The organism is Arthrobacter oryzae (assembly GCF_030812315.1).
Lineage (GTDB): Bacteria > Actinomycetota > Actinomycetes > Actinomycetales > Micrococcaceae > Arthrobacter > Arthrobacter oryzae_B.
This window is the reverse complement of the sequence record NZ_JAUSSM010000003.1, coordinates 133299-147040: the sequence shown is the minus strand read 5'-3', so window position 1 is coordinate 147040 and position 13742 is coordinate 133299. Positions and strand designations below refer to the sequence as shown.

Sequence of the window (13742 nt, the reverse complement as noted above, 5' to 3'; positions counted from 1 at the left end):
AGAGCCTGGAGGCCGGAGGGTCTCCAAGAGACGGGGCCGGCGCTGGGAGTTCATGTTGGATCTTCTGTATCTGCTGAGCCTGATGGGTTTGAGGGCTGAAGATTTCATCCGCTATTCCGAGTAGTTCTCCACTACCTCTGCGTTTGATGCCTTTTCGTCGGTTCCTTCGCGAAGACCAATACCAGATGCCCGCGAACCCGGCTGGCACACCAAGTACCGCTACCGTCCCAATCAAGATGTCCATGGTGGCAACCCTAGACCGGGAAACCGTGCGGATTTTTGCGATGTCTCAGTTCCAAGGAAGTGGGGGACTGCCCCATTTGCGCCTTTGGTTGACGTGACTGTCACCCAGTAGCCTGCTGGGGTGGTTGAAGATGAGCAGGAACTGACAGGTGGAAATGCTTCGGAAAGTGTTGTTCGCATTGGCAACACCGTCCGCAAACCGTGGTTGGAAAAATCGGCTGTCGTGCAGAGCTATCTGGGGGCGCTCCGCGCAGCGGGCGTCGACGTACCTGAACCGCGAGGCCGGGATGAAAACGGCCGATCTGTCATCGAGTACGTAGAAGGCGTATCGGCGCTGGACCAGTTGCCGCTCGGCCACGCTGAACTGCTGCGGGTCGGCAAGATGATCCGGCAAATCCATGACGCGAGTGAAGCAGTCGTGATCCCCGAACCGGACGATTGGAATTTGTTATTACCCGCTGAGAATCCGGACCTGATGTGCCACAACGATCTCGCCCCGTGGAATCTCATCCTGGGGGAGCGCTGGGTATTCATCGACTGGGACGCGGCAGGCCCCAGCACCCGGTTATGGGACCTGGCTTACGCCGCGCAGTCATTCGGGGTGCTGTTTGACGGGCAACGTGTGGACCAAGCTGCCTGGAGATTGCGGGCAGTTGTTGACGGCTACGGGGCAGACGCCGCGCTCCGCAAGGCCTTGCCGGCCGCCATGGCCAAACGAACAGCGGCCATGTACAGACTACTCAAGTCCTCGCACGAGACCGCTTTCCAGCCGTGGGCCGATATGTACGTCAATGGCCACGGCGAGCACTGGCGTGCTGCCGCTGATTATGTCCTCCGAAACCAAACAACCTGGGAACAGGCCCTCGTATAGCAAGTGCTCCTGTTCCAGGGATGTGGGACAGATGTAGGGTGACACCAATAGCCCATTTGCTGACTCAGGAGGCTTTCCTTATCGTGGCTTGCTGATGTGCGGGCATGAGGCTATGGGGGTTTTTCATCGATTTCATGCCGTCTACGTGGGGCGGACGGGTGTACGAGTCGGGGTCTTGGTTGCCGTAGCCCATCTTCGCCGAACCGGAAGCCTCAGCGAAGAAGAATTAGTTCTTTATGCCCTGGTCGATGATTGGCTCAGGAAAACCGTCCCAATCCTCCGTTTTACGATGACGGGAATTCCGTAGGAGCCGTCACATGGTTCAAGGATGCCGCTGACGAAATGACAGACCGCTTGCAGCCGCTGTTGTCGATTCTTGATTGCAATGGCGTGTCCTGGGAGCGGTCAGTTTCGGATGATCCCGGACGAGTTGTATACGAAGACCGATGGCAGGTCGGCGTCATCCCGTCGGCAAGATGCCGCGTTCTATACGCGAGATGGCTGTGGGCCAAACGCTGAAGTGCTGGGCGGCTGCGGCCTGGGTGATGTGAAGCGCCAGGCGCCGCGGTCGCAAGTCGTTCGTTGCGGGAGCTGGCCTGGGATTTTGTAGCACCCGATAGATTTCCCGGGCGACGTAGCGTTTGACCCTTCTATGACGTTCGTCAAGCAAGAAGGGTCTGCAGCTCCCGGAAGATGGCTCGGGCTGTGTAGCGTTTCAGCGCGCGTTTGATTTCCCGGTAGGTTCGGCCTTCGCCGGTCCGGCGTTGTGTGTAGCGCCTGGTTGTCTCATCGCGGACCATGCGGACTTTCACGATGATGTCCAGTGCCATGTTCAGCTGCCGGTCACCACGGCGGTTCAGCCGGTGCCTTACGGTGTTCCCGGAGGACGCGGGCAGCGGGGAAACGCCGGCAAGGGCTGCGAAGGCGGCCTCGGAGCGGACCCGGCCGTGATGCGAGTACGCGCATAGGATGACCCCCGCGGTGACAGGACCAACGCCCGGGCGGGTCAGGAATCCCGGGGCGAGCTGCTCGACGAGTTCCTTCAGCTGCTTTTTTATGCGGCGCAGGTGCCTGTCCGCATCCTTGACCGCAGCCGCAAGCCGGGTGGCTTCCTGGCGGGCGATCTGCTGGTCGACCGTATCGGAGGCGCGCTCTGCCCAGCCGGCGATCATCCGGACCTGGGCGCCGGTGAGGGCCTTGCGGGCATCGATGCCGAGGTCGGTGGTGCGCACCAGCGCGTTGAGGGCGTTGCGGTCTGCCGTCCGCCGTGTGTCCAATCCCTTACGGCCGGTCAACAGCACGCGAAGAGCCGCACGGAGTCCGTCAGCACGCGGCACTGCGAGACGGTCCACCTCCCGGTACATAACCTGCCGGGCAGCCTCCACCGCATCAATCGGATCGGACTTGCCGAGACCGGCCCGGGCCTGCCTGCCCGGCGGTTTTACCTCCGCCACGGCGATCCCGGCCGCCTTCAGGGCACGGGCCAGCCCGGCCCCGTAGGACGAAGTCCCCTCAACGGCAGCGAGCATATTTCCGTTCGTGTTCCGCCTCATCCAGGCGATGGCCCGACGGATGCCGGCTGCCGTGGTGGGGAACGGCTCGGTTGCCGTGCAGGCACCGGTGGACGTATCGACGACCGCGTAGGTGTGGGTCCTGGCGTGGGTGTCCACGCCGATGACGTGGCCGTATTCTTCTGCAACGATGGTCATTGCGGCTCTTTCCTTCCCGAAAGCAGGTGCCGTGGATTGGCGTCGGCCTGGAAGGGGGTTCTTTCGAGGCAGCTCTCTAATGAGTCACAGGTGGCACCCTGGACGACCTTCTATAAAGCCATCGGAAGAGGACAGGCCGGCGCCAGCCCCGCCGGACGGACAAGTCAAACGAAAGGCACCATCGCAACCGGATGGGCCAGAGGCAGCGGGAGTCACGTCCAGCAAGGCTGGCAGCCATCCTGCCAGCAGGCACCAGACCAGCCAATATCTATTAGAGAGGCAGCGCATGATCTCGCGTTTGGTCTTGCCATCCTTTGTGCGTTTGGCGACGTAATCCTTAGTGCGCTGGTCGGTGGACATGCGTGCCAGCACCATGTGGCGGATGGCGGAGTTCGCGGCTCTATCACCGCTACGGGAGAGGCGATGGCGGGTGGTTTTCCCTGAGGAAGCGGGGATCGGGGCGACACCGGCAAGTGCTGCGAATTGGGCCTCGCTGCCGAGGCGTTCGGGGTTGTCACCGATGGTGACAAGTAGCTGGCTGGCCACGGCAGTACCGATGCCAGTCACGTGCGTAAGAGCCGGCGCGTTTTCGTTGATGACGGAGTCGCATGCGGCGCAAGATCTATCTACCCGCCAAAGGCGGCTGGTAAGGGACTAGAGCGACACATCACGGGACGATAGTGATTCACGACTAGGCAGCCTCGTTTCGATCCCAAGTCGAAGGACTCAGTAGTACGAATTATCGTCTGCGCGTAGCTTTATTTCATGGGGAAGCTTGTAGCGCTGGCGCTGGTAGGGCTTTTGGTGTCTGTTCTTGGAAGCGGGTGCAGCCTCGTACCAGGCCCTGGCGCCGCACCAAGCGGTGGCGCCGCAACAAGCGGGGGTCCTGTACCGGGCGGAGGCGCCGAAACGTGCGTTGACTGGGTCCGATTCGAGACCCCTCAAGACCAATACGACAAGGCCGGCGTGGTGCTCATCGGAAAGTCTGTAAGCCGGACCGGTGAGACCAGCATTTACGGTTACAAGGCCACGACCCACCTTGTTGAAGTCGAGCAGGTACTCAAAGGGGACCCCGGAGATGGGAACCTCCGCATCTCCTCCATGCCTCCCACCTGCACTGGAGGCGAGACCTACCCGGACGGCGATCCGCTCGATCCCAATCAGAGAGTCATCATTTTTGCGACCAGGCAGGGCGGCGACTGGTTCACCATGACGCCCGCCCAAGGAGTCTTGCCTTTCCCACAGGGCACAAAGCTTCCCTTTCACTAGTGCGAGTCCGGCCGAATGGCTATTGGACTCGGATCAGCCTTCGCCGGCCAGGAGCCGAACCCTTACCGCGACGAATCCTGGTCCTCCGCCGACTGGTATTGGTCGCTCAGAGGATAGCGACCTTTATCGGGCAGCTAACCGGTCGTCCATGAGCTGACGAAGAATCGGTTTCTTATGAAACCGGCGCTGCGTGGGTTGCGGATCGGGCAACGGGGGCCGTCAGCAGGCCGTTACTCAACGAAAACGGATCTCAACTTTTGGCCTTCACGGGGTGCTCGCATTTGTGGAATAGTGCCATCAATAGCCTTGGGGGTAGAACTGATGAAGCGCAGACGTTTTCTGAACAGCGCAGTAGCGATTTCTCTTATGGCAGTTCCACTCACGGGATGCGCGGGGCAGGGACCAGGACGCGAAAACCTACAATCGTTTGGTTCCATTGATGAGGCCTACGCTGCCGTCGATGACATCGTGGACTGCGACTCCAAACCCGTTGGCGATCCGGTTGTTCCTATGGGCGATGGCGTTCGACTCACTTCGGCGCAGAGACTCTGTTCCGAAAATGTACAGATAGACCTCTACCCTAATCAGGACGCTCTTGAAGAGAGCTATCAAACGTGGGCCGCCTCAAGACAGGGAAAAATCCCGCTCGTTCGCGGCAGTAACTGGATGGTTGGTGACCTCAGCCAAATCGCGACTGGCCAGCAGTCAACGTTGAACATCGAACGCTTGGCCGAGAAACTGAACGGCGTGTACGCCGTTGTCGGCGCATAATTGGTTGCAACCCCAGAATGTGTCCGGCGGCAAGAGTTTGGATCGGATAGCGCACAGCGCATCGCCAGGTAAAGGATGGATGGAGGAACCCTGACCGCGCCGAAACTGGCCATCTGGCGTGTGGGACTAGTTGCTGCCAGGCATTGGTCGCTCAGAGCGATAGCGCCCGTCGGGCAACTTTGATCTAAGTTCTTTGTCGGTGACGGTCGAAAACTGAGCCATTGTGACGGCGGCGGAATTCAGTGGTCGTTGCAACGGATTATGGTTCTATCGCCGGTGAAGTGAGTCTAGCCAGGTGCTCCATGGGACTCTGCCAACCCAGGATTTCGCGTGGCCTGCGGTTGAGTTCAGCGGCGACCACGGTGAGGTGTTCGGGGCTGTGGACGCCCAGGTCTGTTCCTTTCGGGAAGTACTGGCGGAGCAGGCCATTGGTGTTCTCGTTTGATCCGCGCTGCCAGGGGCTTGCGGGGTCACAGAAGTACACCGGGATTAGCGTCTGCCGCGTGAAATCCTGGTGGCAAGCCATTTCAGTGCCTTGATCCCAAGTCAGTGAACGGCGCAGATGGGCCGGGAGCGGGCTCATCGTTTCTGCCAGCCGGTCGCGCAGATTCTCAGCACCGCGGTTTCCCGCCAGATGCACGAGGATGATAAAGCGCGTGGTCCGTTCTACCAGTGTGGCGATGGCCGAGCGGCTGCCCTTTCCAATGATTAAGTCACCTTCCCAATGCCCTGGTACCAATCTGCCAATCGCTTCTGCAGGTCTGTCCCGGATCATGACCATGTCCGGGAAGCGCCTGGTCCGGTGTTCCTTCCGGCGGCGTGGCCGGCGACCGGTACGTCCGCTACGGAGGGAGACGGCCGGGTCCACGGCCAGGTCCAGGCTTCCGCGCCCGTAGAGGGCCTGATAGACGGTCTCAGGCACGATGTGCATTTCTGTTTGTCCCGGGAAGTCGGTGCGCAGGCGGTTGCTGATCTGGCGGGGGCTCCAGCGTTATTTCAGGTGTTGCGCACGAACTCCCGCAGCTCCGGGTTGCTCGCGATCTTCCCGTTTCGGTGACGGCTCCGTCTGCGCTCGGCAGTGCGCTGGGCCGTCCGCGGACGGTAGTTGCCAGAGGGTTCGTGGATGTTCCGGCGGATCTCCCTGCTCACGGTAGACGGACTACGCCCCAGCTCCAGGGCAATGGCACGGATGCTGCGCCGGGCATGCAACAGGTCCGCGATTGTGATCCGTTCCAACTCGGAGAGAAATCGGGCGGAGATCACGGCCGGTTTCTGATGGGAGATGGGAGAGTACTTCTTGATGTCTCCGGACTTCAGAACGACCGTGTGGCCGTGCCGCCAGCGAGTGCCCGAACTACGGCTGATTCCTACGATCCGGCACGCTTCGGAATTGCCCATTCCCTGTTTCATCAGCTGATCATAGTGAGCCCGGGCAGCGTTCTTTGGAGGGGCGCCCCGGGACTTTCTTGGTCTTTTCATGTCTGCCAGTTGCAACTCCTAAAAGCTCAGGTGTTGCAACGACCACTAGACGCCAAGCCCGCGAAATGGCTCACTTTTCGACCGGCGCTGACATTCTTCTGCACGGGAAGCGATGGCCTGACGCTGGTCTCGGGTGAATCTTCTGGACTGCAGGTCGAGGACTGCCCGGCTGCCCAGTGCTCCCACGCCCAACAGCTGACCCACGCGACGGATTGCTTCGTCCACGTCCTCTGAATCCTCAATCACCTGGAAGACCTCGTCGCGCCGATCCATCGCCTGCACCAGAGCCTCGAGGATCATCAATTCTTGCCTCGTCTGCCGCTCATCCTCATCCATGCCGCGATTCTTGCACGACCGGCAGTTATTGGGGCATTCCGGTCCAGTTCACGGGGAAACCTTCAGGGGGCCGATTCCTCTGGCGAGCTGTGGCTGCTGAGCTCGATGCTTTGGACTGGGCCTTCCGGCGTCGCGTGATCCCAGTCGATCGAAGGCGGCGGGTTCTCGAACTTCCGAGCCATGTCGGGTTCGAGACCTTTGCGGAACCATATGCGGAGGGAGTCATTCCGGTACGAAACGCTACCTGGCGCGGGTGACTGGCTCTGGATGGTCGGATTCTTGGGCCATGCGATCGAGCCAATTGGCGGCCCATCGGGGTCAGGATTAGCCAGAGTCAAGCCGGCAGCTTGCGCTATTTCCCGCGCCTGGAGAAAGTGTTTCCCGACAACCTCGGGGACAATAACGAGATCGGCGGCTCGTTGTTCGTCTTGGGCCTTGTCTGGCATTTTTCCTCCTGCCGGTATTGTCTGCCCGATTGAAAGCACGGGCAATGTCGCGCAGTGCGGGGAGGCCGCTAGTTCAACCTTCACCGGTCCGAAAACAGGCCGGCCAGGACTTTGGGCTGAAAGCGGCCGAGAATGCGCGTCCCGTATGGAATGCAACCTCTTACGGGACGTCATTGAGGTCGTGACCGATCAGCCAAATGAGTCCGCGCCGTCCATGTTCATCGGAAGAAACCAGTGCAATTGAGTACCTGCTGTCGCCTGCCTCGTCATTCGCCCAAGCGTTGGTTTCTGAGAACGTTGCATCCGCTATGTCGAAGGTGCTGACCGAATAGCCTGGACCGGGCCCCGCAAAAAAGTACACGCGGAACGTGTTCCGATGTCGTTCCCATAGGATGTCGCGTTCGTCCGACGTTGCTACGTGCATGAAAAGGATCCTACGTGCGGGAGCAATAAGGCAGCTTGGATTCACAGCGACCTACGTCGCAGGCCGGCCGTCAGCCGAACCCTGACCGGGCGGAAAATCGACTCTCTGACACTGAAGATCAGAATGTTGTCTAAGGGGCGGGTCCGAAGGAATGCTGCCTTCACCGGGCGCTCGGCAGGCTGTGAACCCAGAGCATGTGATCAAAACGCGGACATCGATCCACGCTCTCCAAGCGTGCGGCGGTGTGCTTGCCGTTGGCACCGCAGGGGCTCTCGCCCTCCGTTTCAGGCCACGGCGAAGGCCTGGCAGCTTAAGCACGCGTATGGTGGCAGACTACGAACGAAAGCACTCCAGCAGTCGCCATTGACCAGGGCATGGGGGTCGGGAGTCCGACCCCCACTCAGTCAGCCGAAATCGAAAGAACGCGGGGATCGATCCATTTGGACACCTTGATTGCCTTGGCTGGCATCCTGGCGGTGCCGATTGCACTTGCCGTTTGCGTCGTCTGGAGAAACGTCCGCCAAAACAGGAGGGCGAAAGAGAAGCCGCCCGCCCATAGGGGGACGTTCCAATCCCAGCGTGGCAGGGTCTACCGGAACGGCGGGACCTATCGCAACGCGAGCCCTAGCGACGGCACTGGCGGCGGCTACTAGCCCCCAAGGCTCCCTGCAAGTGAGAAGAGTTCGATCGGCGCGAGGACATGAGGCCCCCGGAAGATCTTGAGCCGAACGACTTACGGGACGACGCCTGCAGAACTGCTCGCAGCTTTAGTCCGCGCGAAGGCAATGATCTCGCGGTGCTCCACACCGCTCTGGTACCAGACGAACTCGACCTCAGAGGCTTCGTCCATAGGTCGCTCGGCGAGCTCGCGCTCAAGAGTTGTTCTAGCGACTTCCCAGTCATCGTCGGGGAGCTCGCCACAGTAGGCGATCGACATGTGGAAGGTCCAGTCCTCAAGGCTTAGCTCGCCGATTCGGTTGAAATCGGTTTCGTCGAGCATTTCGGTGAGCCCCGCGTACGCTTCCACGAGCGACGGAGTTCGCTCGAGTCTGGCTATCACGATCTGGAACGGTGCCGGGAAACTATCGATCGCGTCGAGGCGCAGGTCGATAAATGACTGGTCGGCGGCCCACTCGCGTATGACCTCCTTCAGGTGTTCCACGCGGTCGGGCTCGGAGAAGCCGCGCAATGTCACGTGACCCGTGTGGGGATAGGTGACGACATCCGGCAGCGAGGACTGCGCGGTTGCTTGTACTCGTTCATACATAGCCATCACGGAGGCAGACGGACGCAGCACGACGTACTGCTGTCCTTCCAATGAGGAGAGTTGGTCCGGACCGGACATGAACGAGCGTGGCATGGAACCTCTAGCTGTGGGGCGGCAACTGTTTCCGAGCCTAACAAGATCGCGCACGGCCTACGGCTCATGTGGCATGAGTTCAGTCGCCTAGGACGTGTGTCAGTTTGGGATCGTGAGCCGAATCTTTGCCGGGCGGGAAATCTAGGCATCCGAAGCATAGGGCCGAAAAGTTCTCTCGCGGCGGGGACCGAGGGCAATCTACCCTCATCGGGCAGCTGCCCAGTTCAGGGTTATTGCCGAGCGCCCCAGGAGCACCTTGGCGGAAATTCGTCCTCTGAATCATGGAACCGGTGGGGGTGACCGGACACTATGAGGTATGGGCGAAGAATCAGGTGTCTCGGACGAGGTGTTGTGGTGCCAGGTTGTTAACGGTGATGGTGACGCCTTCGGTGTGCTTTTCGATCGCCACCATGACCGGGTGTGGCGCCACGCCTTAAAAGTGCTGAGTCTGCCCCACTTGGCTGAGGATGTTACTGCCGTCGTCTTCTACGAGGCGTGGCGCCGGCGGGCCAATGTCCGAATTGTGAATGACTCGATACTGCCTTGGCTCTTGGTCACCACGAACAACACCCTTCGCAACCATGTTCGCCAGCAACGCCGCTACAGGCACTTCCTTGGCCAACTCCCGCCGCCCGCGGATGCGGCCGACATTGCCGACGACATTGCCGAAGAAGACGAGGCCAGTTTCAAAACCTCTGCCCTCCGGCAAGCTTTCACGCAACTAAAGCCACAAGAGCGCGATGTGCTGACCTTGTGCGTCATCGAGGGCCTGGGAGCCAAAGAGGCCGGTGCGGCCCTCGGAATCGCGGACGGAACCGTGAAGTCGCGCCTGCACCGTGCTAAATCCAGGCTCGGGTCCTTGTACAACCGAGTAGTGCATGAACAAGAGCCTGACGCTCAGGCAATTCTTGGACGGAGAACATCATGAATACTGCCCAGTTCCAGGCCGATAGGCGTGACGCTCTGCGCCGGCAGCTCGTGGAGCTGCCAACCCTCGCCGGGGCAGAGGATCCCGCCAGGTATAGGCCCGGGAAGGATGCGCACCGCCACATCCTCCGAAGCCGCCAGAATAATGATTCCCTGGTCTCCCTGAAAGCCGACACCCCGGCCCGCCCCCGCCCAACGCGACGGGTCTTGCTCACGGCAGCGGCCGTAACCGTCGGTGCGCTGGCAGTGGGTCAGATAGGCATCACGGCGCAAAGCGCGCACGCGGCAGGTGTCCTGCGGGCAGTCGCGGAGCAGTCCATGACCTTTGTAGACCCCGTACCAGCCCCGGGCCAATACCTGCTGGTCCACACGCACGCCAACTGGCGTGTTTCCGGAGTCGATCAAGCGGGAAACATGACAAACACCATGAACGTCCAGACAATCGACGTTTACGTTCCGGGAAACCCCGAGGAGGACTGGGTACTCGAGCGCGACTGGGGTGACGCGCACCCGGTGCCCATGGAAATAGAGGTCACCCGCGCAAAGGACGGATATTTCTATGGCGGCCCCTGGACCCTGATGACCGACAATGAGCTGGACGCTCTGCCGCGTGACGGGCAGGCCCTGTACGACCACTTTAACTCCCAATACCAGGGAGGATCAGCCTCACGGGATGAGAACAACTTCGTCCGCATCACCGACATCCTGAGGATGGGACTCATACCTGCTGACCTGCGGGCAGGTCTCTACAAGGCACTGGCCCTGATCCCCGGTGTCACCGCCAGCGAGGAAGCCAACTTCGACGGCAAAGTCGGCATAGCGATCGGACGGACAGAACCCCTACGCGCCGGCCAAAGGGCAGAAATGATCATCGACCCCGATACCGGGCTGGTCATCGGTGAACGAACCATCATGACCTACGCAGCCTTCGGCTTCGGGTCGAATGAAGTGGTCGGCCACACCGCCATCGACTACCGAATCGTCGACTCAGCCCCCCAATGAGGGCTGACCGAGTGTACAGATTCCAGACACCGAGACAGCCAAAGCACCCTCCTGCCAGCAATGTCATAAGGAATGAGCAGCCAATGAGCCGAACCAAGGGGCAGATATTAGGTAGCCCCATCGGTAAGGTGACTGCATGGTGGTAACGCCGCGATTGCGATCACCGCGATGGTGGCCTTGGGCCGTCGCGATCCTGCTCGTGATCATCGTGAACGTTTCGTTTTTCGGGCCAACGAGGCGAGTGTATCGACTACACAATCGAGTCTGGCGCTAGGAGCACATGCACCAGTGGCCCGGCGCTCGGCATAGCCGGTACGTGGATCTTGGCAATCGCGAGCGTGGCCGCCATCATGTACTTCACGCGGCGCCTCGTGGCGTAACGGCTGAGTAGACACGCCTGGGTGGGATGATCCCTAGCCGCCGGTTCTGGGTGCGAGGAGGATCTGCACGGCCTCGATCCGTTTGCCCATACCCGAGGTGCCCGCCGTTCCGCCGTCGGCGACCCATGACTGCCACCCCAAATCTTGCACGTGGGCGCGGTAGTGGATCCTGTAATGGTTCGCCATCTCACCGGTCAGCCTGATTTCAAACGCTTCCAAACGTAGCCCTTTCCCGGCCGTGCCGATGGGATTGGCCGAGGATGTCCACGGCTGCCAGCCGATCGACTGCACATGCCCCCGCCACTCGATGTCCCCGGTATAAGCCGTGCTGGACACGTTGAGGCGCAACGCCTCGACCCGAAGGGCCCGACCCGTGGTCCCGGCGACGGTCCCATCCGAAACGTTCGCCATCCAGCCGAGGTTCTGAATGTGGGCGGCGTACACGGCCGTGAATGCCGGTGCGACCTTCGGAACCAACTCGATCGTAACGGCCTCCACCCGCAGACCTTGCCCGACGGTGCCGGCCGTCGCTCCGTCGATCCCGTACGGCTGCCAGCCGACGTTCTGCACGTGGGCGCGATACCTGATGCTGTACTGCTGCGAGGCCAGATCCCCCGTCAACCGCAGCTCGAACGCCTCCAGGCGCAGACCGTGCCCGGTCGTTCCGATCGGGGACGCCGACGTCGTCCATGGCTGCCAGCCGATGTTCTGCACATGCCCCCTCCACAGAATGTCGCCCGACAGGCGGTCTCCTGCCACCGACAGGCGCAACGCCTCCATCGGCAGTGACCGGCCGGTCGTTCCTGCGGTGGCGCCGTCCGAGACGCTCGACTGCCAGCCGATGGTCGCGACGTGGGCCTGGTAGACCCCGATGCACGTCATGTCGTAGTCGTAGGTGCCGTCGGTCCATTGCGCGATGTGGACGGTGCCACCGGAGAAGCTGCGATTCACACAGAGGTCGGATGCTTCACTGGCGAAGTCGAGACGCCCTGCCGGTGACCAGACGGGCACGTCGGGAAGCTGCCAAGACCCGGTGATGGCCTCCCAACCGCTCATATAGGAGTAGATCCCGTGCGGGTACCCGGCGTCCGCCAGTGCGGCCAGGAGCCCGGAGATGACGTACCGGTTCTCCTGCCGCTGGGCTGCTGTCGAGCTGGGCCAGGGCTGTTGCGGGCGGGGCTCGACGTCGACCCAGATTCTCTCCGGTCGCCATCCCACCTCATCGAGAGACGCGAGAGCCGCGCGACCCTCCGCGTACCCGACGTTGCGCAGCCGGTCCGGCCTGGTGCTTGCGGGCCAGGGGCCGTCGTCGCCGTAGGTGTCGTATTGCGCGGCGGTGGGGAACGTAGCCATGGCGTAGGCCTGAGCCCGGACGCCTCGGTCGAGCACCCACTGGAACTGCCCGTCCAGACAGGGGTTCTCGGTGAACGCGAGTCCATTCGTCAGCCCCACGACCACGAACTCCGTGTCTTCCGGCGGCATCGGAAGACCGCCCGGACATTGTGGCCACGAGACGTCATGGCCGTAGTCGACTGCTCGGGCGGGTGCAGCGAACAGCACGCCGAGTGCGAGCACAAGTAAAACCGCCAGGAGCCGGGGCGTGGATGCCCGGGAGCGGCGGCCAGGTCGAAGAGCACCAAGGTCGGCCACGATGGCCCCCCTATTCGAAGGATGACCAAATTATCCCACTCGGTCACCTTCGCCGCTATCTGGCGGCTCCCGTAGCGTCGCGTAAGGGGTCTCAGTACAGAGCCTTTAGATCGTCCCGTAAGCCGGTCCTCTTCCGGACGAACCCGCCGCCCACCTGCCCAAACGTGTCCCTGCGCGCCAGCCCCACCGTAAGACCCGTCCGGTGAATTGCCCGGTGACGGTTGTACATCTGGTAAGGATTTACGTGGATCACGGCCTGACCGGCACTGACAGGAACCGGCCGGGCCTTCGTGAAGCGATGGCGGTGTGCCGGGATGGCGATACGTTCCTTGTGACCAAGCTGGACCGCCTGGCCAGGTCAGTGCGGGACGCCCACGAAATTGTCGACGAGCTTGCCCAGCGCAACGTGAGAGGTGCCGGCGAAGGCCTCCCGGGCAAGGAGCAACAACAACGGCCCCTCTGAACCATATGGTTCAGAGGGGCCGTTGTCGGTACGGGGTGGTCCGGCTCGGCGCCGGAACCTTACCCTAAGCCTTTAGAGAGGGCGGATGTTCTCTGCCTGCGGGCCCTTGGGGCCCTGGGTCACATCGAATTCGACCTTCTGGTTCTCGTCCAGTGAGCGGTATCCGCTGCTGGCGATTGCCGAATAGTGGGCGAAAACGTCAGCGGACCCGTCGTCGGGGGCAATGAAGCCAAAACCCTTTTCGGCGTTGAACCATTTAACTGTGCCTGTTGCCATGGCTGCATTCCTTCATGTGACTCTGATTCTCTCCGCAGGCACAGTGGCCCGCGGTGCGGAGAACGTCCCCCGCTGTCCCCAACGTACGGGGCGGCGGCCCTGCTTGCAAGGGTATAAGTCCTCTTACGGCACTATA

Annotated in this window: 12 protein-coding genes and 2 pseudogenes; 6 read left to right on the top strand and 8 right to left on the bottom strand. The window is 61.4% G+C overall.

From position 1 onward, the window contains the following. The first annotated feature begins 364 nt into the window (after positions 1–364). Entirely contained in the window at positions 365–1114 is a 750-nt protein-coding gene (locus J2S97_RS07435; RefSeq protein ID WP_307048042.1) for a phosphotransferase, read from the top strand. Positions 1115–1776: 662 nt separating this feature from the next. On the opposite strand, the gene J2S97_RS07430 is transcribed toward J2S97_RS07435, so the two are convergent. Together J2S97_RS07430 and J2S97_RS23970 are read right to left on the bottom strand one after the other, a co-directional pair. Next, positions 1777–2823 carry an IS110 family transposase gene (locus J2S97_RS07430; protein ID WP_307048040.1) on the bottom strand — a complete coding sequence of 349 codons (1047 nt, stop codon included), beginning with the start codon at positions 2821–2823 and terminating at the stop codon, positions 1777–1779. Between the two features lie 84 nt (positions 2824–2907). Beyond that, on the bottom strand, positions 2908–3390 hold the full coding sequence (locus J2S97_RS23970; RefSeq protein ID WP_373460514.1) for a transposase: 483 nt from the start codon (positions 3388–3390) through the stop codon (positions 2908–2910). 198 nt (positions 3391–3588) lie between these two features. Here J2S97_RS23970 and J2S97_RS07420 point away from each other — a divergent pair, with 198 nt between their 5' ends. Together J2S97_RS07420 and J2S97_RS07415 are read left to right on the top strand one after the other, a co-directional pair. Further along, positions 3589–4092, top strand: coding sequence for a hypothetical protein (locus J2S97_RS07420; RefSeq protein ID WP_307048038.1), 504 nt, complete (start codon positions 3589–3591; stop codon positions 4090–4092). A 321-nt stretch (positions 4093–4413) separates the two neighbouring features. After that, positions 4414–4863: a hypothetical protein gene (locus tag J2S97_RS07415; protein ID WP_307048036.1), complete on the top strand. Its 450-nt coding sequence runs from the start codon at positions 4414–4416 to the stop codon at positions 4861–4863. 259 nt (positions 4864–5122) lie between these two features. Here J2S97_RS07415 and J2S97_RS07410 read toward each other — a convergent pair. The 4 genes and pseudogenes from J2S97_RS07410 to J2S97_RS07395 form a co-directional block, all read right to left on the bottom strand. Further along, positions 5123–6261, bottom strand: a pseudogene (locus J2S97_RS07410) (IS30 family transposase). A gap of 126 nt (positions 6262–6387) precedes the next feature. Continuing rightward, positions 6388–6678 carry a DNA gyrase subunit A gene (locus J2S97_RS07405; RefSeq protein WP_307048034.1) on the bottom strand — a complete coding sequence of 97 codons (291 nt, stop codon included), beginning with the start codon at positions 6676–6678 and terminating at the stop codon, positions 6388–6390. Between the two features lie 62 nt (positions 6679–6740). Beyond that, complete coding sequence (locus J2S97_RS07400) at positions 6741–7124, bottom strand: PASTA domain-containing protein (RefSeq protein WP_307048032.1); 384 nt, start codon at positions 7122–7124, stop codon at positions 6741–6743. Between the two features lie 1157 nt (positions 7125–8281). Further along, the gene (locus J2S97_RS07395; protein ID WP_307048030.1) at positions 8282–8908 is read right to left on the bottom strand and encodes a 2'-5' RNA ligase family protein; all 627 of its coding nucleotides are present in this window, start codon (positions 8906–8908) and stop codon (positions 8282–8284) included. A 316-nt stretch (positions 8909–9224) separates the two neighbouring features. Here J2S97_RS07395 and J2S97_RS07390 point away from each other — a divergent pair, with 316 nt between their 5' ends. After that, positions 9225–9836 (top strand): RNA polymerase sigma factor, encoded by a 612-nt coding sequence (locus tag J2S97_RS07390; protein ID WP_307048028.1) that lies wholly within the window; start codon positions 9225–9227, stop codon positions 9834–9836. Continuing rightward, complete coding sequence (locus tag J2S97_RS07385) at positions 9833–10837, top strand: hypothetical protein (RefSeq protein ID WP_307048026.1); 1005 nt, start codon at positions 9833–9835, stop codon at positions 10835–10837. The genes J2S97_RS07390 and J2S97_RS07385 overlap by 4 nt, the downstream gene beginning before the upstream one ends. A 413-nt stretch (positions 10838–11250) precedes the next feature. Here the strand turns inward: J2S97_RS07385 and J2S97_RS07380 are convergent, their stop codons facing one another. Beyond that, a complete protein-coding gene (locus J2S97_RS07380) occupies positions 11251–12792 on the bottom strand; it encodes a hypothetical protein (RefSeq protein WP_307048024.1) in 1542 nt (513 codons plus the stop codon). Between the two features lie 310 nt (positions 12793–13102). On the opposite strand from J2S97_RS07380, the pseudogene J2S97_RS07375 reads away from it, so the two are divergent. Beyond that, positions 13103–13279: pseudogene (locus J2S97_RS07375) on the top strand (recombinase family protein); the annotation flags it as partial. 123 nt (positions 13280–13402) lie between these two features. Here the strand turns inward: J2S97_RS07375 and J2S97_RS07370 are convergent. Further along, the gene (locus J2S97_RS07370; protein WP_013599688.1) at positions 13403–13606 is read right to left on the bottom strand and encodes a cold-shock protein; all 204 of its coding nucleotides are present in this window, start codon (positions 13604–13606) and stop codon (positions 13403–13405) included. Between the last annotated feature and the right edge of the window lie 136 nt (positions 13607–13742).